At 68.7% G+C, this 21702-nt stretch carries 21 protein-coding genes; 13 read left to right on the forward strand and 8 right to left on the reverse strand.

What is annotated here, in order from left to right; genetic code table 11:
- Positions 1–109: 109 nt before the first annotated feature.
- Together FV560_RS12375 and FV560_RS12380 are read left to right on the forward strand one after the other, a co-directional pair.
- Positions 110–2038 (forward strand): ATP-dependent DNA helicase, encoded by a 1929-nt coding sequence (locus FV560_RS12375; RefSeq protein ID WP_200837661.1) that lies wholly within the window; start codon positions 110–112, stop codon positions 2036–2038.
- A gap of 84 nt (positions 2039–2122) precedes the next feature.
- Positions 2123–3079, forward strand: a complete 957-nt coding sequence (locus FV560_RS12380; protein WP_159621849.1) for an L-lactate dehydrogenase — start codon at positions 2123–2125, stop codon at positions 3077–3079.
- Positions 3080–3101: 22 nt separating this feature from the next.
- Here FV560_RS12380 and lexA read toward each other — a convergent pair whose 3' ends face one another.
- A complete protein-coding gene (gene lexA, locus FV560_RS12385; RefSeq protein WP_159621949.1) occupies positions 3102–3725 on the reverse strand; it encodes a transcriptional repressor LexA in 624 nt (207 codons plus the stop codon).
- 316 nt (positions 3726–4041) lie between these two features.
- Between lexA and FV560_RS12390 the strand changes: the two genes are divergently transcribed.
- Together FV560_RS12390 and nrdR are read left to right on the forward strand one after the other, a co-directional pair.
- Positions 4042–4536 carry a LysM peptidoglycan-binding domain-containing protein gene (locus tag FV560_RS12390; RefSeq protein WP_159621850.1) on the forward strand — a complete coding sequence of 165 codons (495 nt, stop codon included), beginning with the start codon at positions 4042–4044 and terminating at the stop codon, positions 4534–4536.
- A gap of 167 nt (positions 4537–4703) precedes the next feature.
- Positions 4704–5171, forward strand: a complete 468-nt coding sequence (nrdR, locus tag FV560_RS12395) for a transcriptional regulator NrdR (RefSeq protein ID WP_159621851.1) — start codon at positions 4704–4706, stop codon at positions 5169–5171.
- Between the two features lie 67 nt (positions 5172–5238).
- Here nrdR and FV560_RS12400 read toward each other — a convergent pair whose 3' ends face one another.
- Positions 5239–6291 (reverse strand): aldo/keto reductase, encoded by a 1053-nt coding sequence (locus FV560_RS12400; RefSeq protein WP_159621852.1) that lies wholly within the window; start codon positions 6289–6291, stop codon positions 5239–5241.
- Between the two features lie 190 nt (positions 6292–6481).
- On the opposite strand from FV560_RS12400, the gene FV560_RS12405 reads away from it, so the two are divergent.
- Positions 6482–6637, forward strand: coding sequence for a DUF5302 domain-containing protein (locus FV560_RS12405; protein ID WP_159621950.1), 156 nt, complete (start codon positions 6482–6484; stop codon positions 6635–6637).
- Between the two features lie 28 nt (positions 6638–6665).
- Here FV560_RS12405 and serA read toward each other — a convergent pair whose 3' ends face one another.
- Together serA and FV560_RS12415 are read right to left on the reverse strand one after the other, a co-directional pair.
- Entirely contained in the window at positions 6666–7883 is a 1218-nt protein-coding gene (gene serA, locus FV560_RS12410) for a phosphoglycerate dehydrogenase (protein WP_235020095.1), read from the reverse strand.
- Between the two features lie 4 nt (positions 7884–7887).
- On the reverse strand, positions 7888–10146 hold the full coding sequence (locus tag FV560_RS12415) for a HelD family protein (protein WP_159621951.1): 2259 nt from the start codon (positions 10144–10146) through the stop codon (positions 7888–7890).
- A 211-nt stretch (positions 10147–10357) separates the two neighbouring features.
- Between FV560_RS12415 and FV560_RS12420 the strand changes: the two genes are divergently transcribed.
- Together FV560_RS12420 and FV560_RS12425 are read left to right on the forward strand one after the other, a co-directional pair.
- Complete coding sequence (locus tag FV560_RS12420; RefSeq protein ID WP_159621854.1) at positions 10358–11287, forward strand: proteasome assembly chaperone family protein; 930 nt, start codon at positions 10358–10360, stop codon at positions 11285–11287.
- Between the two features lie 282 nt (positions 11288–11569).
- On the forward strand, positions 11570–11773 hold the full coding sequence (locus FV560_RS12425) for a cold-shock protein (RefSeq protein ID WP_089772977.1): 204 nt from the start codon (positions 11570–11572) through the stop codon (positions 11771–11773).
- 107 nt (positions 11774–11880) lie between these two features.
- Here FV560_RS12425 and FV560_RS12430 read toward each other — a convergent pair whose 3' ends face one another.
- On the reverse strand, positions 11881–12741 hold the full coding sequence (locus FV560_RS12430; RefSeq protein ID WP_159621855.1) for a spermidine synthase: 861 nt from the start codon (positions 12739–12741) through the stop codon (positions 11881–11883).
- A gap of 126 nt (positions 12742–12867) precedes the next feature.
- Here FV560_RS12430 and FV560_RS12435 point away from each other — a divergent pair, with 126 nt between their 5' ends.
- Genes FV560_RS12435 through FV560_RS12445 form a run of 3 tightly spaced genes read left to right on the forward strand, consistent with a single transcriptional unit; the run spans position 12868 to position 14962 of the window.
- Positions 12868–13275 (forward strand): SAV_6107 family HEPN domain-containing protein, encoded by a 408-nt coding sequence (locus FV560_RS12435; RefSeq protein WP_159621856.1) that lies wholly within the window; start codon positions 12868–12870, stop codon positions 13273–13275.
- 13 nt (positions 13276–13288) lie between these two features.
- A complete protein-coding gene (locus FV560_RS12440) occupies positions 13289–14539 on the forward strand; it encodes a DNA polymerase IV (RefSeq protein WP_159621857.1) in 1251 nt (416 codons plus the stop codon).
- A 48-nt stretch (positions 14540–14587) separates the two neighbouring features.
- Complete coding sequence (locus FV560_RS12445; RefSeq protein WP_159621858.1) at positions 14588–14962, forward strand: DUF3040 domain-containing protein; 375 nt, start codon at positions 14588–14590, stop codon at positions 14960–14962.
- A 220-nt stretch (positions 14963–15182) separates the two neighbouring features.
- On the opposite strand, the gene FV560_RS12450 is transcribed toward FV560_RS12445, so the two are convergent.
- The 3 genes from FV560_RS12450 to FV560_RS12460 are packed head-to-tail and all read right to left on the reverse strand — an operon-like array spanning position 15183 to position 19411.
- Positions 15183–17327 carry a transglutaminase TgpA family protein gene (locus FV560_RS12450; RefSeq protein ID WP_159621859.1) on the reverse strand — a complete coding sequence of 715 codons (2145 nt, stop codon included), beginning with the start codon at positions 17325–17327 and terminating at the stop codon, positions 15183–15185.
- Positions 17324–18451 carry a DUF58 domain-containing protein gene (locus FV560_RS12455; RefSeq protein ID WP_159621860.1) on the reverse strand — a complete coding sequence of 376 codons (1128 nt, stop codon included), beginning with the start codon at positions 18449–18451 and terminating at the stop codon, positions 17324–17326. The genes FV560_RS12450 and FV560_RS12455 overlap by 4 nt, the downstream gene beginning before the upstream one ends.
- A gap of 6 nt (positions 18452–18457) precedes the next feature.
- Positions 18458–19411: an AAA family ATPase gene (locus FV560_RS12460; protein ID WP_159621861.1), complete on the reverse strand. Its 954-nt coding sequence runs from the start codon at positions 19409–19411 to the stop codon at positions 18458–18460.
- A gap of 239 nt (positions 19412–19650) precedes the next feature.
- Between FV560_RS12460 and mraZ the strand changes: the two genes are divergently transcribed.
- From mraZ to ftsL, 3 genes are all read left to right on the forward strand, one after another.
- Positions 19651–20079, forward strand: coding sequence for a division/cell wall cluster transcriptional repressor MraZ (gene mraZ, locus FV560_RS12465; RefSeq protein WP_159621862.1), 429 nt, complete (start codon positions 19651–19653; stop codon positions 20077–20079).
- Between the two features lie 240 nt (positions 20080–20319).
- Positions 20320–21288 carry a 16S rRNA (cytosine(1402)-N(4))-methyltransferase RsmH gene (gene rsmH / locus FV560_RS12470; RefSeq protein ID WP_235020097.1) on the forward strand — a complete coding sequence of 323 codons (969 nt, stop codon included), beginning with the start codon at positions 20320–20322 and terminating at the stop codon, positions 21286–21288.
- Positions 21285–21692 carry a cell division protein FtsL gene (gene ftsL, locus FV560_RS12475; protein WP_159621863.1) on the forward strand — a complete coding sequence of 136 codons (408 nt, stop codon included), beginning with the start codon at positions 21285–21287 and terminating at the stop codon, positions 21690–21692. Before rsmH ends, ftsL begins: the two co-directional genes overlap by 4 nt.
- Positions 21693–21702: the final 10 nt, after the last annotated feature.

Consider the following 21702-nt stretch of genomic DNA (forward strand, 5'->3'; position numbering starts at 1 on the left):
CCGTCGTCTGGTGCCTGCTGACGCTCGTCCCACCACCACGGCCGATAGGCCGACCGGCACCGCCGACGAGCACCCGATCGATCCGGTGCTCGATGCGGTCGTGGCGGCGATGGGCGGCGCCCGCCGGGAAGGCCAGCACGCGATGGCCCGGGCCGTGGCGGACACGCTCGACGACGGCAGCCACCTGCTCGTGCAGGCCGGAACCGGGACGGGGAAGTCGCTCGCGTATCTCGTCCCGACCCTCATGCACACCGTCACGTCCGGTCAGCGCGCGATCGTCTCCACCGCCACCCTCGCGCTGCAGCGCCAAGTCATCGGACACGACCTCCCCCTGGTGGCCGACGCGCTCGCCGACCGTCTGCCCCGGCAACCCGAGGTCGCCCTGCTCAAGGGATGGCACAACTACGTGTGCAAGCACAAGCTTGCCGGCGGCTACCCGGACGACGACGAAGGTGCGCTCTTCTCCGCGAGCGAGGCGGCGCCGTCGGCGGCCGAGGAGCACCCGGGAGAGGAGGCCGCAGAGGACAGCCTGGGCGGCCAGGTGGTGCGGCTGCGTGAGTGGGCGACCGAGACCGAGACCGGCGACCGGGACGACCTCGTCCCCGGAGTGAGTGAGCGAGCCTGGCGCCAGGTCTCGATCACCTCGATGGAGTGCCTGGGACAGAAGTGCCCGTTGCTGGATGAGTGCTTCCCCGAGCGGGCTCGTGCAGCCGCGCGGGAAGCCGATCTGGTCGTGACCAATCACGCCATGCTCGGAATCGCCGCCTCCGGATCCCCCAAGGTGCTGCCCGAGCACGAGATCCTCCTCGTGGATGAGGCGCACGAACTCTCCGACCGGGTGACCGCCCAGGCCACGGTGGAACTCTCGGCCGCGGTCGTCGAACGCACTGCCCGGACTGCCCGGCGTCATGGCGGGGTGGCTCTGCCGGAGATGGACGCTGCCGCGGCCGAACTGCGCACACTGCTGATGCAGGTACCCGAAGGCAGACTGCAGACGGGCCTGCCCTCCGAGCTGACCGCCGTCGTACGTTCCATCGCCGACGCCGCACGTGAGGGCATGGCGACCATGAAGGGGGAGGGCAAGGGCGACGCGGCCGGCGGGATGAGCATGGCCAAGAGCGCACTGCTGGTGCTCTTCGAGGTTGCTGACCGATTGCTCTCGGACCGGGTGGCCGACAAGGTCGACGTGCTCTGGTGCGAGCGTGGGCGGCGCCCAGGTGAAGGATCGCGACTCATGGTCGCCCCGCTGAATGTGGCCGGTCCTATCGCCGGGGAACTCCTGTCGGGCCGGTCCGCCGTCCTCACCTCAGCCACGCTCAGCCTCGGCGGAAGCTTCGATGCCACCGGCGGTGCACTCGGACTGGCGCCCGGCACCTATCGCGGTGAAGTGGTCGAGTCTCCCTTCGACTACGGCAAGCAGGGAATTCTCTATGTTGCCAAGCACCTGCCGCCGCCGGGCCGCGACGGCACGGACGAGAAGGTACTGGACGAGATCGCGGAACTGATCACGGCCGCAGGAGGCGGCACGCTCGGGCTGTTCTCGTCCCGCCGCGGCGCCCAGCTCGCCGCCGAGGCCATGCGCGAGCGGCTCGACACTCCCGTACTGCTGCAGGGCGATGACGTGCTGCCGACCCTGGTGCGGGAGTTCGCTGCCGATCCGGCAGCCTCGTTGTTCGGCACCCTGTCGCTGTGGCAGGGCGTGGACGTCCCGGGTTCGTCCAACCGTCTCGTCCTCATCGATCGCATTCCCTTCCCTCGCCCGGACGATCCGGTCAAGGCCGCGCGCACCGAGGTTGTGGCAGCAGGTGGTGGTAACGGGTTCATGGCGGTCTCGGCCACCCACGCCGCACTCCTGCTCGCGCAGGGGGCAGGACGATTGATCCGATCAACGAGCGACAGGGGTGTCGTGGCCGTGCTCGACCCTCGACTTCGGACCGCGCGATACGGCAGCTTCCTGGCGGCGAGCCTGCCGCCCCTGTGGCCGACCACCGATCCTGCGGTGGTGCGAGCCGCGCTTCGCCGGCTCGCGGCGTCGTAACGTTCGAGATGTCGTGACGGTAGTGATCCGCGGCTGCCACTGCAACGGCGTCACTCGCTATTCTCACGGTGTGGAGGTGCGCAGATGAACAACGCAGCCGGACCTGCGGGAGCGGGACTGAGCACGATCGCCGTCGTCGGGGCCGGGTCGGTCGGCGCCACGTACGCCTACGCAGCCCTGATCAGTGGCGTGGCGCGCCGGGTGGTGCTCTACGACATCGACGGCGCCAAGGTGCGTGCGGAGGCCCTTGATCTGGCCCATGGGATCGAGTACACGCCCATGGGCAGCGTCGATGGCTCCGACGAGGTCGGCATCTGCGCCGGAGCGGATCTGGTGGTGGTGACCGCTGGAGCCAAGCAACGACCGGGGCAGAGCCGGATGGAGCTTGCTGAACGGACCGTGGGGCTGATGCGGACGTTGCTGCCCGATCTGGTCGAGGTCGCTCCGGACGCCATCTACCTCATGGTCACGAACCCCGTGGACGTCGTGACCTATGCCGCCCAGCAGATCTCTGGATTGCCGGCTCGGCGGGTGCTCGGCTCCGGGACCGTGTTGGATTCGTCCAGGCTGCGCTACCTGGTTGCCGGTGCATGCGGAGTCGCTGTGCGCAACGTCCATGCGTATGTGCTCGGCGAGCACGGCGACTCAGAGGTGCCCATCTGGAGCTCGGCCACGATCGGGGGAGCGCCGGTGCGGGAGTTCAGCGAGCTCGACGCGGCGGTGCGCGACCGTATCGCGCGTGAGGTTGTCGAATCGGCCTATCGGATCATCGAGGGCAAGGGCGCGACGAACTACGCCATCGGCCTGGCGGCGACCAGGATCAGTCAAGCCGTGCTCCGTGGTGAGGGGGCTGTGCTCCCGGTCTCGAGCCGGCTCCGGGACTACCGCGGAATCTCCGACGTGTGCCTGTCGGTACCGTCGGTCGTCGATCGCACCGGCGTCGCCCGCCAGCTGGAGATCCCGCTGGACGAGGCCGAACTTGCCGCACTACGGGCCAGCGCTGAGTCGGTACGTGCCATCGCCCGGCGATGCGGGTTCTGATCTCAGAGGGACATCTGTCGGCTCAGAGAGAACGGAGCACGCTCACCACACGACCGAGGATCTCGGCGTCGGTGCCGTCAATCGGGCTATAGGCCTCGTTCGCGGGTAGCAGCCACAGAGCGTCCGCAGTCCGCTTCAGCGTCTTTACCGTGGCCTCGCCGTCGATCATCGCTGCGACGATCTCGCCGTTCTCGGCCACCTTCTGCTGCCGGACGACCACCCAGTCGCCGTCGCAGATCGCGGCATCGATCATGGAGTCGCCGACCACCTTCAGCAGGAAGAGCTCACCCTCGCCGACGAGCTGCCGAGGCAGCGGGAAAACGTCTTCGACGGCCTGCTCGGCCAGGATGGGGCCACCGGCGGCGATCCGTCCCACGACCGGGACGTAGGTGGCTCGCACGCCGGACTCCTCGCCGTCGTGCATCGTGAAGCTGGCCGGATCCGCACTGACCTCCTGGGCGTCGTCGGGGTGGATGATCTCGATCGCCCGGGTGGAGACGGGATCGCGTCGCAGATACCCCTTCTTCTCGAGCAGATGGAGCTGGTACTTCACCGACGAGGGACTCGCCAGACCGACCGCCTGGCCGATCTCACGCATCGTGGGCGGGTACCCCTTCTTCTCCAGGCTGATGCGGATCGAGTCCATGATCTTCCGCTGACGAGGGCTGAGCCCGTCGGGTCCGGGACGGTCCTTCGGGTCGGCTGGCTTCGCGGGGCTCACGGCGTCCTCCAAGGTGCCTCGGGCGTCGACGCTGGCGTCGATGTCAGTGGTCGGTGGTGTGCTCTGCAGGTGTCGGTGTTCACCCTACGGCGGGCGCCGACGGATCGGAAACATCTGTTCGATTGGCGTGTCGACAACTGTCGCACATGCGTGCTACTGTCGCAACAGATGTTCGACGAACGAGTGTTCGAACCGCCAGATGTGGACACTCGCCGAGAGCACCAGTGAGAGGAGAGCGCAGATGAGCGCCCTGGCCCTTCCCGTCCCGGAGATCGCCCCCGTACCGGCCCGTCGCCGCCATCTGGTAGTCGTGCCGGCTCTCGTTCCCGAGGCTCCGTCCACCACGCCTTCTGCGCTGCCGACGGAGCGCCCGGGGTCAGCGCCGGCTGTCACGACACATGGTGATCGGCTGGTTCGCTCCCGTCGTGCCGGGGCGGACGAAGGACGCCTGCGGCTGACGGTCCGTGGGCAGATCGTGCTGAGCGTTCTGGCGCTCGTGGTCGCTGCCGGACTCGGTTCTCTGCTCGGTGTCGCGCTCCCTGCGGACGGTGCCGTGCCGTCCGAGGTCTCCACGGTCACGGTGGGCGCAGGGGAGAGCCTGTGGGTCATCGCCGAGCAGGCGGCGGGTCCGGGCGAGGACGTGCGCGTGGTGATCGATCAGATCATGATGCTGAACGGTCTGTCGGACTCCACGGTGCACGCCGGTCAGCAGTTGAGCGTTCCCGCGGAGGGCTGAGCGTTCGCGACCGCGGGCGTCTCTAGTCGGGGCATCGCCTCTTGAGCGACTACTTGCGTTCGGAGCTCCTGACTGTCTACGGTTTCCCTACATCTAGTAGTTACACTGATGTGATTGCCGCAGATATGGTAGATGCGGCCAGCGTTCGAGGAGAGGGATCCCGACCGGTGCATTGCCCGTTCTGTCGCCACAGTGACTCCCGTGTGGTCGATTCGCGCACGGCTGACGACGGAGCCTCCATCCGTCGACGCCGACAGTGTCCCGAGTGCGGGCGGCGTTTCACGACGGTCGAGAGCACCAGCCTGAGCGTGGCCAAGCGCTCCGGCGCCGTGGAACCGTTCAGCCGGGACAAGATCATCGCGGGGGTGCGTAAGGCCTGCCAGGGTCGTCCGGTCTCCGATGACGACCTGGCGCTGCTGGCTCAGCAGGTCGAGGAGGCCGTCCGCTCCACGGGCGTGGCGGAGGTCGATGCCCACGAGGTGGGTCTGACGATCCTGGGACCGCTGCGAGCCCTGGACGAGGTCGCCTATCTGCGATTCGCCAGCGTCTATCAGTCCTTCTGCTCGCTGGAGGACTTCGAGGCGGCGATCACCGCCCTCCGAGTGGACCGCGACGCCGCGCGTCAGCTCCCCTAGACAGCCGGTGGTGGCGCGGGAGGGGAAGCCCGGGCCACCACCGGCGATCACCGATGCGGGGGCGGCTTCAGAGGTTGCTCGACCGGTGTGCCCAGATGTTGACGTCCCCGTCCTGGGCGTGCCGGTCGATGGCACGGAGCTCATCACGAGTGAAGTGCAGGTTCTCCAGCGCCCCCAGCGTGTCGTCGAGCTGCGTCACGCTCGAGGCGCCCACGAGGGCGGTGGTGATCCGCGGGTCGCGGAGCACCCAGGCAACCGCCAACTGTGCCAGCGTCTGGTGGCGACGGCCAGCGATCGCGTTCAGGGCCTGGATGCGTGAGAGGTTCTCCTGGTTGAGGAAGGACGTGTGCAGGGGTCCCTCCGCCGCAGCGCGGGACCCTTCCGGTACGCCGTGTAGGTACTTGCGCGTCAGCATCCCCTGTGCGAGTGGTGAGAAGACGGCGGCTCCCAGGCCCGTATCGCCCAGGACGTCGAGCACGCTCTCGCCGGAGGAGTCGGGGCGCTCGATCCAGCGGTTGATCATCGAGTACGAGGGCTGATGGACGAGCAGATCCAGGCCGATCCGCTCGGCGACAGCCATCGCCTCACGCGTTCGCGTGGCGGAGTATGAGGAGATCCCCGCGTAGAGCGCCTTGCCGGAATCGACTGCGGTCTTCAGCGCTCCGAGCGTCTCGTGCAATGGAGTGGTCGGATCGAACCGGTGGCTGTAGAAGATGTCGACGTAGTCGACACTGAGGCGCCGCAGGGAGGCCTCGAGCGAGGCGAGCAGATACTTGCGTGAACCGCCCTCGCCGTAGGGTCCCGGCCACATCCGGTACCCGGCCTTGGTCGCGACCACCAGTTCGTGCCGGTAGGGCGCGAGGTCGGTGGCGAGCATCCGGCCGAACATCTCTTCGGCAGCGCCGCGGGGTGGACCATAGTTGTTCGCGAGGTCGAACTGGGTGATACCGCGGTCGAAGGCGTGCAGCACGATCTCCCGTTGTGTCTCCGGCGAGCGATCAGTGCCGAAGTTCTGCCACAGCCCGAGCGAGATGGCCGGCAGGTCGAGGCCGGAGCGTCCGCACCGGCGCATGGGCATCGAGTCGTAGCGGGTCGGGGCGGCGTGATACGGCGTGCTCATGTCCTGATGCTATTTCTCTGGTGCTCGTGCGGCATCCGGGGCACTCTTGGGGTGGGCCGAGTAGTGCCGCCCGGGCCCGGACCGCCAGGTCATCCAGGACGGCACCCGAGGAGGCACTGTGGCACAGCAGTCGGAGGTACCGAAGTCAGCGGTCGACGGCGCAGGATCACCGTCCGAGCAACCTGACCCCATGGCATCGGCGAAGGCACGGATGCGCGAGGCACTGGAACGCAAGGCCGAGCGCGATCATCCGAGTGCGCGCGGTGCCCGGAACACGGGAGCTGTGCACGGACCCGAGGTAGAAGGCGCGGGAGGCCGTCGCGTCTTCCGCCGAAAGTCGGGCTGACCGGGCGGATGTGGACCGGCGTCGGGTGCTAGTCGTCGGCGCCCGGCCGCAGGGCACGCACGCGGATGGTGGCGTCCATCGCTTCGATCTGCGCGATCGTGTCCTCCGGAAGGTCACCACCGACGTCGGTCACCACATAGCCCACCGAGCCGGAGGTGCTTAGTACCTGGCTCTCGATGTTGGCGCCGGCGTTCGAGAGAGTCTGGTTCACTGCGGCGAGCACGCCGGGCACGTTGTGGTGGAGGTGCGCGATCCGATGGGTTTCCTGTGCGGGGCGGTCGAGGATCAGCGAGGGGAGATTGACGCTCAGAGCCGTCGCCCCGTTCTCCAGGTAGTCGCGCAACTTGGCTGCCACGAACATCCCGATGTCCTGCTGTGCCTCCTCGGTGGAGCCGCCGACGTGCGGGGTGAGAATCACGTTCGGCAGGTCGCGCAGCTCGGAGTCGAACGCGTCTCCCTGGCGCTTCGGCTCGTGGGGGAAGACGTCGACGGCTGCTCCGGCGATCCGACCGTCGAGCACTTCCTGCCGGAGCCTCGCGTAGTCGACGAGAAAACCGCGGGAGAGGTTCAGGAAGATCGCGCCGTCCTTCATGCGCGCGAACTGCCGTGCTCCGAACATCCCGGCGTTCCCAGATCGGCCGTCCACGTGCAGTGTCACGATGTCGGCCTCGTCCAGGAGGGCGTCCAGGCTGGGCATCCGGCGAGCGTTGCCGAGGGCGAGCTTTTCCGCGGTGTCGTAGAAGATGACCCGCATTCCCAGGGCCTCGGCAACCACCGAGAGCTGGGTGCCGATGTTGCCGTAGCCGACGATTCCGAGGGTCCGCCCGCGGACCTCGTGCGCTCCACTCGCCGACTTGTCCCAGACGCCGGAGTGCAGGGACTTGTCCTTCTCGGTCAGTCGCCGCGTGAGGGCGATGATCTCCGCCAGCGCGAGCTCGACCACCGAGCGAGTGTTGGAGAAGGGGGCGTTGAACGCGGCGACACCGGAATGGGCCGCGGCGCGCAGATCGATCTGGTTGGTTCCGATGCAGAAGGCCCCGACGGCCAGTAGGTCGGGCGCATTGTCGATCACCCGCTGCGTGAGGTTCGTCTTGGAGCGTAGCCCGAGCACCTGCACTCCTTGCAGAGCCTCGATGAGCTCGTCCTCGTCGAGAGCCCCGGTGCGGGTGCTGACGTCGATGCCGGCCCCGTGCAGCAGCTCGCTGCCGAGGTGATGGATGTTCTCGAGGAGAAGTGCCTTGACCACGGGCCTATCGTGCTCCTGACGTTGCCGAAGTCCCAATCGTTCTCAGGTGCTGGACGTTCTCCAGGCCCGCAGGCAGCGGTTCGGTGTGCACCAGGTGCAGCCGGCGGGTCGGCCGGGTCATTGCGACGTACAGGTCACCGGGACGGCCGGCTTCGGCGAGCATGCGCGCGGGCTCGACGAGCACGACCACGTCGAACTCCAGGCCCTTGCTGCCCGTCGGGTCCAGCACCACCACCTCCCGGGTGAGGTCGACACGGCCCTCGCTGCCGAGGGCCTGGGAGATCGGCGCTCGCAGGCTGGGCGGAACCAGGACGGCCAACCGGCCACCGTCGAGGTGCGCGCGTTCATCCGCCACCACAGCGGCGATGCCATCCAGCAGATCGGGCACGGTCGAAGCCACGACGGCGTCCGGTACGTCCCGGGCCGAGGTCACCGGAGTCGGGGGGTGCTCCGGGTCCGCCGCGATCATCATGGCGTGGGCCGCGTCCATGACCCCTGCAGGCGTGCGGTAGTTCACGGTGAGCGTCGCAGTCCGGTACCGGCCTCGGAGTGGACGCTCCAGCATCTGCGACCAGCTGCGCGCCCCCGCTCGGCTCGAGGTCTGCGAGACGTCGCCGACGACGGTCATCGACCGGGTCGGGTTCCGTCGCAGCAGGGCGTGCCACGCCATCGGTGAGAGCTCTTGTGCCTCATCGACGACGACATGCCCATACGTCCAGGCGCGGTCGGCCATGGCACGTTCTGCCGTGGTCATCCGAGGACCGGTCGCGGCGAACCGGCCGGCGACCGTCTCGGCGTCGACGAGGCCGTCGCCCGCGCCCGACTGCTGCAGCATCTCGCGGGCGTAGGCGATCTCGGACTCACGCTGGGTCTGGTCAGCGCGAGTACGGGCCTGGTCGGCTTCGTCGTCCTCGCCGATCCGTTCGGCGGCCTCGTCCAGCAGCGGTACGTCGGCAGGGGTCCACGGCGTGCCACGGTCACGGTAGAGCGCACGTCGCTCCCGGGCCGAGAGCCGGGGAGCGGCCTCGGCGAGCCGGTGCGGCTTGGCGTACAGGTCCTCCAGCAGTCCGGTGGCCGAGAGCGGCATCCAGCAGAGGTTCAATGCGACCCGTACGTCCCGGGAGCTGCGCAAGTCGTCGATGATGTCCGCACGGTCGTCCTCACCCACGCCGGGTACCTTCTCGGCGTACTGCTCCGCGAGCGACGTGAGCATGTGGCGGACGAATGTCACCCGTGCCACGTTGTGCGGGGCGCGGCTGCGTCGTGCACGCTCCTGGGCCTGCCGTACGTCTCGTTCGAGCAGGCGCAACCGGACCGACCCGACCATGAGGTCCTGTTCGGGAAGGACGCGCTGGCGTGCGCGGACCGCGGCGCCGATGATCGTCGTCCACTGCCGACGGCCCTTGATCTCTGCGACCTCGTCGTTCTCGGTACCGGTGGCCTCGACACCGGGGACGAGGTCAGCGATGGTGGTGGCCACCACGCCGGTCTCTCCCAGGGCGGGGAGCACCTTCTCGATGTAGCGCAGGAACACCCGGCTGGGCCCCACCAGGAGCACACCGGAGCGTTCAATCCGCTCCCGGTGCGCATACAGCAGAAATGCGGCGCGATGGAGTGCCACTGCGGTCTTCCCCGTACCTGGCCCGCCCTCGACGATCAGTACCCCGTCGAGTTCGGAACGGATCACCGCATCCTGCTCAGCCTGGATCGTGGCGACGATGTCTCCCATCCGCCCCGTCCGCTGGGCGTTGAGCGCAGCCAGCAGCGCACCCTCGCCGGAGAGGTTGACGTCGGTCTCCTGCACCGCGTCCAGGTCGAGTACGTCGTCCTCGATACCGACGACGCTGCGGTGCCTGGTCTGCAGGTGCCGCCGCAGCACCACGTCACCCGGCTGGGCGGCGGTCGCCTGATAGAAGGCACGTGCCGCCGGAGCGCGCCAGTCGGTCAGCATCGGGACCTGCTCGGCATCCGAGAGCCCGATCCGGCCCACATAGCGACGTTCGCCACCGGTGAGGTCGAGGCGTCCGAAGACGAGGCGCTCCTCGACGGCATCGAGCTGGGCGAGCCGGTCCTCGTACAACGTGGCGAAGGCATCTCGCTCCGAGCGATTCTGATGGCTGCCCGTGGCCCCGCTCCTGCGCACGGCCGTCAATCGGCTGCGGGTGTGCTCGCGCAGGTCGTCCAGCCTCTCGTAGACGCGATCCAGGTGATCCTGTTCGACCCGGTGGGCCACCGACGGGCCCGACGAGGACTGGTCGGGCATCGCATCGTGAGAGGCCACGTATCGGCGCTCCTTTTCGTGCTCGGCGTCGTGAGACGAACATCCATTATCCACGACCATCTATGATCCAAGGCGCACCCTGCTCCTCGCCGCCGGCGCCGCTTTCGCTGCTGGTGAACGCTGGAATGGTGGCTCCACGGCCCATGTTGGCGCAGGCGGTAGGAAGTAACGTGGTCCGACGCGAAGGATGAGGATGAGCGATCCCCGGGAGCTGTACCGCGTGGTCGAGGACCCGCCGGAGTTGTACGAGGACGAAGCACCGGTCCTGCTGCATGCGATGCAGGGCTCGATTGACGCCGGGCATGCCGGCAGCCTGGTCGCTCGGCACCTGGCCGACAAGCTGCCCTCGCGTCGGCTCCTCGAGTTCGACGTCGATGCGCTGATCGACTACCGGGCACGTCGGCCGGCCATGACCTTCGACGAAGGGACGTGGACCGAGTACGACCAGCCCGAGCTTGTGGTGGATCTGGTCCGCGACGACGACGGCGCGCCGCTGCTCCTGCTCCACGGGTTGGAGCCGGACGTGCAGTGGGAGAGGTTCGTGCGCGCAGTCAGGACGGTGGTGGAGGACTATCGGGTGGGCCTGACGATCGGCGTTCACGGGATCCCCATGGGAGTGCCCCACACTCGGCCGCTGACGGTGACCGCACATGCCACGCGGGGTGAGCTGATCGAGGCGTACCCGAACTACTTCTCCCGGGTCCAGGTGCCGGGGAGCGCGGCGGCCCTGCTCGAGCTGCGGCTCGGCCAAGAGGGGCGCGACGCGATGGGGTTCGCAGTGAACGTGCCGCACTACCTCGCGCAGTCGGAGTATCCGCAGGCGGCCGCCGAACTGGTCCGCCACATCACCCGGGTCTCCGGTATGAGCCTTCCCGTCGGTGACCTGGAGGCGAGCGGGGCGCAGGTGCGCGCCGAGGTCGACCGCCAGGTGGCCGAATCCGAGGAGGTGACGGCCGTCGTCCATGCGCTGGAACGCCAGTATGACTCCTTTGTCGAGGCCTCCGACGATGAGACGCGGCAGGCGCTGGGGCCCGCGATGGAGGAACTTCCGAGTGCCGATGAGTTGGCAGCCCAGTTCGAGGCGTTCCTGGCCGGACGTGAGGACACCGACGGCGGTCCGTGAGCTCATCGAGGCAGGTGAGAACACCGGCGTCCGCCGGTGTCCGCTGCGCAAGACGATCGTGCGCAGATGGTGGCGTCCGGGCGAGTTCGCATGCCAGAATTGTCGCCGTTGCAGGCGTTTCACTTACGTACGACCCGGGGCACGCACCTCGTGGTGCAGGTCTCACGGACGGCTGGCGGCTCACCGTCGGCCGACCGCACTGACGTGGGGCGAAGCATTGCGGCACCACCAGCGGCGGGCACAGGGCTCGTCGACCCAAGTCCCCGGAAGGACATGCACGACATGGCACAAGGAACCGTCAAGTGGTTCAACGCGGAGAAGGGCTACGGCTTCATCGCACAGGACGGCGGCGGCGACGACGTCTTCGTCCACTACTCCGCCATCCAGTCGGACGGCTACCGCACCCTCGACGAGGCGCAGCGGGTGGAGTTCGAGATCACGCAGGGTCCCAAGGGCCCGCAGGCGGAGAGCGTCCGCGCGGTCTGAGTGGATCGACGCTGTAGATCGACGCTGGTGGCCCGTACCCACGTGGGTGCGGGCCACCGGTGCGTCCAGGCCCCATTCCAACGCCTCCTGGGCCCGGAAGCGGCTGCTCAGAGTGGTCGGTCCCGCAGCGCCGGGAACGTCCCCACGAACTCGGCGACCTGCCTGCCGCTGAGAAATGAGGCGGGGACCGGGAGAGTGCGCATCCGGCGGTCGAGTGCGGATACGGGAAGTGGCCGCGCGGATCCGAGTGTGACGACATTCCCGTACCGTCTGCCTTTGAGCACCGCCGGCTCGGCGATGATGCCGACGTGCTCGAACACCTCGCGCACCGTGGCCACCTCGCGACGGGCCCGGTCCAGCGGTGGGCGGTCGGCCGTGTTGAGCAGGTAGATGCCTCCTGGGTCCAGGGCGGCAGCGACGGCCTGGGTGAACTCCACCGTGCAGACGTGGGGCGGCGGACGGCGATCGGCGAACACGTCCCGTACCACGATGTCCTTGCTCCCCGGGTGCAGGCCCTCGACAGCCTCGCGCGCATCGGCCACACGGATGCGCAGTGCCGGTGAGCGGGGCAGATCGAACCATTGCCGGACGTACTCGGCAAGACGTGCATCGATCTCGACCGCGATCTGCCGGGAACCGCGCCACGTGGCATCGATGGCCCTCGGGAGCGCGCAGCCCGCCGCACCCAGATGCACGGCGCGCGGCCGGGCCCCGTCGTCGAGCACCTCCTCCAGGACGGCCAGCATCTGCTGCATGTACTCGAACAGCAGCCGACGCGGATCGACGAGGTCCAGGTGCGAACTCTCCGCACCGTCGAGGAGCAGCATCACACCGTGGGGATCGGCAGTGTCGGTGGTCAGTTCTACTGTGGCGTATGTGGTTGAGATGGGCCCGGTCGGCAGTATCCGTCCGGCCGGCGAACGTCCCGAGGTCGCAGGGCCCCGGCGGCGAGAGGAGCGGCTCGGCATGGTGACGACGGTACCGCCCGCACCATCAGGACGAGCGGCACTCTTGACGACATAGAACTGATGTTCGATACTGGGATGGACGGAATCGGTCGACGCCCGCAGGCGAGCGGCAGGAGGTCACACGTGATGGTCGGAACGACAGCAGCGCAGCTACTGCGCCGGGCGCAGCACGAGCTGGGACAGATCCAGTCCGATGGCGATCTGCACACCACGTTCCTGCACGCCCACATGGCGGCCCTTCGTGCGGGTGCGGCCGTGCTCGCGCTCCATCCGGCGGGAAGCGCGCCCAGGTCCCGGCGACGTCAGGTGCGCAGCGTGTGGGAGCAGCTCGGCGAATGTGGACCGGAGTGGATGCCGTGGGCGGCGTACTTCGCGCAGGGAGCCGCGGTGCGCGCAGCGATCGAGACCGGCCGTCAGGTGGAACTGACCCGGCAGCAGGCCGATGAGGTGGTGGCCACGGCGACCGACTTCCTGGCACGGGTGAGTGAGGCTGTCCGCGAGAGTCAGCCCGCGATGCCTGCGCTGGCGTCGTGACAGGGGAGCGATCGTGAGTCGAGCGCCGCGGAGTGCTGGGGCGCGACGCGACTGGGGCAGTGACGACTCCCAGACGCCGATCTTGCATGTCGACATGGACGCCTTCTTCGCCTCGGTGGAACTGTTGAGCCGACCGGAACTACGCGGACGGCCGGTGATCGTCGGAGGCAGGCGTCGCGGGGTGGTGCTCGCAGCCACGTACGAGGCACGAGCCAGCGGTGTGCATTCGGCGATGCCGATGACCCGGGCGCGGGTGCTCTGTCCGCAAGCAATCGTCATCGCCCCGGATCACAACAGATACCGGGAGATGTCACGGGGAGTGATGCGCATCCTCGGTGACATCACACCGGTGATCGAACCACTGAGCATCGACGAAGCATTCTTGGATGTCTCCGGTGCCCGGCGTCGTCTCGGGTCGCCCGCGGTGATCGCGGGGCGACTGCGAACCCGCATCGCCGAGGAGCTCGGCCTTCCTGCCTCCGTGGGTATCGCCTCAACGAAGTTCGTCGCCAAGCTCGCCTCGAGCCACGCCAAACCAGACGGGATGCTGCTCGTCCCGCGCGACGCCACGGTGGCGTTCCTGCACTCGCTGCCCGTCGGGGCCCTGTGGGGAGTGGGCGAACGCACGGAGGCGACACTCGCCCGCCTGGCGATCCGCACGGTGGCCGACCTGGCGCACACACCGCCCGACACGCTGCGGGCAGCGCTCGGGGACTCCGGTGGGCGCCGTCTGCTCGACCTGGCGTGGGGGAGAGATCCTCGCGCCGTTGAACCAGTGCGGCGAGAGAAGTCGATCGGTCACGAGCAGACGTTTGCCGAGAATCTGCGAGATCGTGCCGATCTCGCAGCGGTTCTGCTCGATCAGGCACATCGATGCGCCGCCCGGCTGCGGTCGGGCGGCTTGTTCGCCGCCGGTGTCGCGATCAAGGTGCGTGGTGCAGACTTCACGACGCTCACCCGGTCGCGGTCACTGGAGGCACCGACGGATGTCGCGCACGACCTCTACCAGGTAGCGCGTGAGCTGCTCGCCGGCGTTGCGGTTCCGCCCGGCGGGGTGCGCCTTCTCGGCCTGCGGTGCGAGTCGCTGAGCGAGGCCGCGAGCACCGCGGTGCAGGTCAGGCTCGACGATTCCGGTCCCGAACGACGTGATGCGGAGCTCGCGATGGACCAGATTCGCAGGCGCTACGGTCGGTCATCATTGACGGCTGGATCTCTTCTACCGGTCCCAACTACCGAGAACGCCCGCGGCGACTTATCCTGTTAGGAAGAAGCCCCCGCAGGTGGGGGTACCTGGAACCGATCGGGAGGTGCGATGCCTCTCTCCGAGTACGAGCAGCGCGTGCTGGAGCAGATGGAGCAGCAGTTGCGCTCCGACGACCCCAAGTTGGCGAACGCGATCTCTGGCGGGGCCGTACGACGTCCTCGCAACGTCGTGCTCGGTACCCTCCTCGGCCTAGCGGGCGTCGGCCTGCTGGTCGCAGGCGTGGCCACGTCGTATGTCGTGTTGGGCATCGTTGGATTCTTGGCGATGTTTGCCGGTGTGATGCTCGCGATCTCGCGGCCACGAACGGCGGAGGCGAACGACGTTCGCGAGAGCAACGTACGTCCGTTGAAGCAGAAGTCGAACGGCTCGTTCATGTCGCGGCTCGAGGAGCGCTGGGACAGGCGTCGCGACGAGAACCGGTAGGGGGGTCGCTCAGGTGGCGCCGACTGGCGCCACCTGAGCGCGTCGCCGACTGGCGTGCTTGAGCGCAACTGGTCACCGAGTGATCGGGTGGCTGGGAGGTGCGGTCCTTCCGATCGTGCGGAGTCGTCGCCAGGCCAGTCGTCTCGCGCTGAGTCGTCGCGAGGTGTCGATACGACGTGCGTCCGATCAATCTGGCACGTCCGCTCTGCCTGGTGTCAGATCACCTGCGGTCAGCGAGGCTCTTCTTGATCGCATGCACCCATCTGCTGATGGCAGCCGCGTCGGCAGCCGCAGGGTGGGGTCCGTAGCGTTCGTCCTGTACAGCCGCAGCGAACTGCTCGAGCGCGCGCGTCCCGTCCTCGTCCAGTACCTCGCCACCACTGTCAGCGATCGTGCGAGGGGTACTCTGCGCCGTCACCTCGACCCCCGCGCGTTCCAGTCGATCCACCGTTCGGTGCCACGCAGGTTCGATCCCGGTGCGTCCGAGCGCTGCGCGTCGCCGTAGCCAGAGACTAGCCAGACCGGCTCCGGCTCCGAGTACGAGTGCAAGCACCAGCGCCCACCACTGCCTCTCGTCCGCCGACCTCGCGGCACTGTCGGGTGCGTCGGCGCCGGTCGCGGCCTCGGCGTCCTCGGTCGGCTCCTCCGAGACCACCTCCGGGGACGGCTCGGCGGCCTCGGGCTCGCTCTCGGTTGGTGCCGGTGTCGCTGCGGCATCATCCGGCTCGGGTGCCCACACAGGTGCGGACCCGGTCTGCTGCGACGGGGTCGGTTCGAACCGCACCCACCCAGTGCCCGGGAAGTAGATCTGGGGCCAGGCATGGGCGGAGTGTGACCCGATCGCGCCGCCCTCGTCGGTCTCGGCTCCGGGCAGATAGCCGATGGCCAGGCGGCTCGGCAGCCCGAGACTGCGCGCCAGCATGACCATCGTGGTGGCGAACTGCACGCAGTAGCCTCGCCGGTCGTTGAGGAAGTCCCAGACGGCATCGGTGGTCCGGACGCCGGTCACGGACTCCGTATAGGTGAACTCACCCGGGTCGCGCAGGTAGTTCTGCAGCGCAAGCACCTCGTCGTAGGGGGTCTCGGCGCCGGCCTCCTCGACGATCTGCCGTGCCACGTCCTCGATGTCATCGGCGTAGCCGGTGTCCGGTAGCTCGAGGAGTACCGGATCCGTCTCAGCCTCCCGGGGGTCGGACTCGCGCAGCGTCTGCGGTTCGAGGTCGCGACGGAAGATGGTCACCTCGTAGGTGAGGGCGTTACCTGGCCGGGCACGATCCACCTGGAGTTCGTCGGAGACCGGATCGTAGCTCGTACCGTCCGGGACCGCGACGCTGCGTGGCTCACCGGGAAGGAGGAGCCGGTCCTGGCGCAGATCGTGCACGGTGATCGCGACGGTGCTGCGCGTGGTCCGGCTGGCAGACTCCGGCCAGAGCATCTGGTCCTCCGAGGTGACTGCTACCGCATCGCTCGTACCTTCGCGGCGGCGATCCCAGGTCGACCCGTCGAACTCGGTCACCGTGTAGGCGTGCAGTGGTCCCAGCTCCTGTGGGGGTGCGCCTGTGTAGCTGACGACCTCCTCCTCGGAGCGCCGGACCAGATCGTCGCGGAGGTCGAGGCCGAGCTCGAGGCGGGTGAACCGAGCCTGACCGATCTCGGCCGGTGTGTGGATCCGCACCGGGTTGGGCAGGGCCACGACGGATGGGGCCACCGCCATCGCGAACACCAGGCTGACTGCGACGCTCGCTGCGAGTGCGAGGGCCGGTGCGCGACGGGATCGCCGTGACCTCGACTCGGGTGCGGCTCGCGGCTCGGGTGCCGCAGCCGTGGCGAGCACGGCGAGAAAGGCCAGCCCGCACGCCACGAGGATAGTGGGTGCCACCGGGGCGTCCAGCAGTACCGGCACGCACCACAGTGCCAGCACCGGCACCATCGACCAGGCCGGTGCCCGGCACCCGACCGCCACGAGTTCGGCGAGCAGGAAGGACGCGAGGGCGCCCGCGACGATGAGCAGGCCGACGCCATCCTGGTCCGTGATCGGAGGCAGGACGACCTGCGTGTGGGCCACCGCCGTCGTGATCAGGTGCTCGAGGTAGGCGATGCTCTCCCGGTCGGGAAGGCCGGGGATGCCTGCGACGCCCCGGGTGTACCAGCCGTGCAGTATCAGCGCGCCGATCGCGGTTGTGACGAGGGTGGGCACCAGCACCGGCCGGATCCTGCGGCGCAGTAGCACGAGCAGCGCGCCACACAGAGCTAGTGTGACCGCCAGTTCGGGAAGCCACAGTGAAGCCGCCACGAGGCCGGCCATCGCCCCTGTGCTCGCCAGGACGAGGGCAGCCACGGCGGCGGTGCGCGCGGCGGCGATCATGCCTGGCTCCCCAGCAGGTCGGCCCAGACGTCGTCGACCGGAGCGTCAGGTCCACCGACCCGCACCGCCCACCCCGCGTCGGCGAGTGTCCCCGCTGTGCCGTGCCGGTCGTCGGTCAGCAGCGCCACGCGCCGGCCCGGCCACGCGGAGAGGGCGGCGGCGGTCTGCGCCGAGGGTGCGCGGAGTGCGACCAGGCAGAAGGCAGCGCCGGGCTCGGTAGGCACGACAGGGGAGGTCGAGTGACGGGCTCGCGCATACAGGTCCAACGCCGTCGCCGTGTCCGCAAGGGTGGTGCTTCCCATGTCGCTGGAGCGGTCCGCGCGGGACCAGGTCGCGCTGATGTGCACTCGAAAGCCGTAGTCGATCAAGGCCACCGTGATCGAGGCCGTGGCCGCGACGAGCCACTCGGTGCTCGTGTCCGGATGAGCGGGCTCGGGTGGACCGATGTCCAGCAGCAGGTGGGCCAGGTGGTCCTGGGTGGGCTCGTCCTGCCGCGTGAGAAGCTCACCGTGGCGTGCTGAGGCGCGCCAGTGGACGCGGCGGAGGTCGTCACCGGGCCGGTACTCGCGCAGGGTGAGGTCGTCCGGTGTGCGGTCGGGGCGTCCGGCTCGTGCGTGCGCCGACAGGCGGTCGGCCCACGCCCGCACGAGCGGTCCGAGATCGGTCACCGGTGGCCAGACGATCAGGTCGTCCTGCCCACGTGCCGAGAACCGGCTCCGCGCCAGGCGTAGCGGGTCGGACTGGACCACAACCGCCGGACCGACCCGGTACATCCCGCGCAGCAGGGGGCGCACCGTGTATCCGGTCGGGTTGGTCTGCTCGCGATTCAGCCCTGTCGGGATGCGTTCTCGTAGCGAGGTCCACGCATCCGGACCGGTGCCGCCGGTGCTCAGCCGTACCTGTACCGGTTCCCCGGCGTGCGGGCGGCGTGGCTCGATGGTCCGGGTGAGATCGGGGGCGTGTCCGACGATCCTGCGCACGACCAGCCATAGCAGGCTCACCACCGGGGCCGTGAGGGCGAGTGCGGCGAGCGTGGCGATCTCCGACGATCTCATGGCGGAGGCGAGGAACGCCAGACCGGCGCCTGCGAGCAGCAGGCCCGCACCGCGTGCCGTCGGTCGCATGGAGCCTTACCGGTGGACCGGGACGGATGCGGCGATCTCCGCCAGGACTGCATCGACTCCCGTGTGCGCGAGCCGCGCCGTCCGGGTGAGCATCACCCGGTGTCCCAGGACAGGGTGGATGAGTGCCTGCACGTCGTCGGGGATCACGTAGTCGCGCCCGGCCATGAGGGCCACCGCGCGCGCGAGCGCGACCAGGTGCAGTCCGGCTCGTGGCGATGCACCGAGTGAGAGATCGGCGTGCTCGCGGGTGGCGTGGACGAGGTCCAGGACGTAGCGCAGCACGTTCTCCGACGCATGCACCTGCCGGGCGGCGACTGCCATGTCCCGGACGTCGTCGAGCGAGATCACGGGCCGCAGCGTCGACAGCGGATCATGCTCCCCGCCGGCGCTGAGCAGGCCGAGCTCGTCGGTGGCAGGTGGGTACCCGATCGAGATCTGGGCCATGAACCGGTCTCGCTGTGCCTCCGGCAACGCGTACGTGCCCTCCATCTCCACCGGGTTCTGGGTGGCGATCACCATGAACGGGCGCGGGAGGTCGTGCGTGGCGCCGTCGACGGTGACCTGGCGCTCGGCCATGCACTCCAGCAGGGCCGACTGCGTCTTCGGAGACGCCCGGTTGATCTCGTCGCCGATCACGACGGTGGCGAAGACAGGCCCCGGGTGGAAGTCGAAGGAGGCCGTCTCCTGGCGGTACACCGTCACGCCCGTCAGGTCGCCAGGCAACAGGTCGGGAGTGAACTGGATCCGGCCCACGGTCCCGGCCACCGATGCGGCCAGTGCCTTGGCGAGCGTCGTCTTACCGACTCCGGGCACGTCCTCGAGCAGCAGGTGCCCCTCGGCCAGGAAGGTGGCGATCGCTGTGCGGACCGCCTCCGGTCGCCCCCGCACCACGGTCTCCAGATTCTCCTGGAGGCGGGCGATCGAGAGGGCAGCTGGCGTCATCGTTCCCTGCTCGGTCATGTCCCGAGCCTACGTCGATGGCGGCGGATGCGATGCACAACCTCGGGCTCCGAGGTCCCCGACGCTGAGCTGCCCGCTGGGTCAGTTATCGCAGCGGGATGGGCCTCCACTTTCCTCCACCCCTGCTGGCCTGCGGTTTTGCTGTGCCGCCATGCAAATACGGTCGCTAAGATCCTTGCTTGTGGAGGGAAGTGGAGTAATGTGGGGGATACCGGAGAGGAGTGGGAAGGAGGTGGACCTTGTTCCTGGGGACGTACGAACCGCGACTGGACGACAAGGGCCGCCTGATCCTGCCCTCGAAGTTCCGGGAACCGATGTCGGCGGGGATCGTGATCACCCGCGGGCAGGATCGGTGCCTGTACGCCTATCCGCGAGTGGAGTTCGAGCGGATCCTGGCTCGGATGCAGGACGCGTCCACCACGTCCAAGCGCAACCGTGACTACATGCGGGTCTTCCTCTCCGGGGCATCGGACGAGATCCCCGACAAGCAGGGCCGCGTGACCATCACATCGAATCTGCGCAACTACGCCGGACTTGGCCGCGACCTGGCCGTGATCGGCGCCGGCACCAAGGTCGAGATCTGGGATCTGCAGGCCTGGACCACCTATCTGGAAGAGAACGAACAGGCATTCGCCGACATCAGTGAGGAGGTGCTCCCGGGACTGTGAGGTACTGCACGCAGCGGCCCCGGCGTTCATCCCGCTTGGTCTCTCACCGCGACTCTGACGCACTTCCCCGGCGCCAGAGCAGGCGGGGGGAGTCCTGGCCGGGTGAGCGGAGGGCCACCCGGCCACCTCTGTCAGATCCCTTCCCCACCTGTCCCTCCACTTCCCTCCACCCCGACGGCGGAGCCCACCTCACCCCGTGAATCCACCCGCTCCTATCCACCACCGACGAGAGGCCCGATCGTGACGACATCGCCGGACCGGCACATCCCCGTGCTGGCGCAGCGGTGCCTCGACCTGCTCGAGCCCGCGGTGGGTGACCCAGGCGCGGTCCTCATCGATGCGACTCTCGGCCTCGGCGGACACGCCGAGGCCGCGTTGCGTCGGTTCCCACACCTGCGGGTGGTCGGGATCGATCGTGATCCGGAGGCGATCACCACGGCGAGCGAACGTCTCGCGGACTTCGCTGACCGGTTCGTCGCGGTGCACGCGGTCTACGACGAGATCGGCGCGATCGCCGCTGAGCACGGACCGGGCGGCCGGGTGCAGGGCATCCTGTTCGACCTCGGCGTCTCCTCGATGCAGCTGGATGAGGCCGAGCGTGGCTTCTCCTACGCTCAGGACGCCCCGCTGGACATGCGGATGGATCAGAGCACCGGACGGACAGCCGCAGATCTGCTGGCTGAGGCACCTGAGGCGGAGTTGCGACGGATCCTCTTCACCTATGGAGAAGAGAAATTCGCCCCGAGGATCGCCCGTGCGCTGGTCCGGGCCCGCGCCGAGCAGCCGCTGACCCGGTCCGGTGAGCTGGTGGAACTGGTGCGCGCGAACATCCCGCACGCGGCCCGCCGCACCGGCGGCAATCCGGCCAAGCGCACGTTCCAGGCGCTGCGGATCGCTGTCAACGCGGAGCTGGAGGTGCTGGGGCGAGCGCTTCCGGCGGCGATCGATGCGCTCGTGGTCGGCGGGCGGATCGTCGTCGAGTCGTATCAGTCGCTTGAGGACCGGATCGTCAAGCGAGCACTCGCGACTGGTGCCCGATCGAGTGCCCCCGACGATCTTCCGGTACCGCTGCCCGAGCACGCACCGTCGCTGCGGTTGCTCACACGGGGTGCGGAGCAGGCCGATGAGGACGAGCGAGAGCACAACCCGCGCTCGGCGTCGGTGCGGGTCCGGGCCGCTGAACGGATCCGGGAAGGGAGTCCACGATGAGTGCAGTTCCACTCCGGCCGCTTCGCGCGCGCCAAGCCCCGGCCACAGGTGCCGGCTGGCGGCCACGGCTGCGCATCGTGCGGGCTCCGCAACCCGGTCGCAGCCGGGTGCCGTTCATCCTGCTGTGCCTGAGCATCCTCGCAAGTGCGCTGCTGAGCGTGCTGCTCCTCAACACCTCGATGGCGGCCACCTCATATGAGATCCACGAGCAGCGGATCGCGCTGGCCCGACTATCGGAGCAGCAGCAGGCACTGTCACAGGACGTGGATCGCCTCGCCTCTCCGGCCGAGCTGGAGCGGGCGGCACTGGCGATCGGGATGGAGCCGGCGGGTCAGATCCGGTACCTGGTGCTCTCCGAGGGGACGATCCTCGGCGAGGACGAGGCTCTGGTCGGCGAGGGATGACGGAAAGTTC

Origin of the sequence: Ruania rhizosphaerae (genome assembly GCF_009805705.1) — a bacterium.
GTDB lineage: Bacteria > Actinomycetota > Actinomycetes > Actinomycetales > Beutenbergiaceae > Ruania > Ruania rhizosphaerae.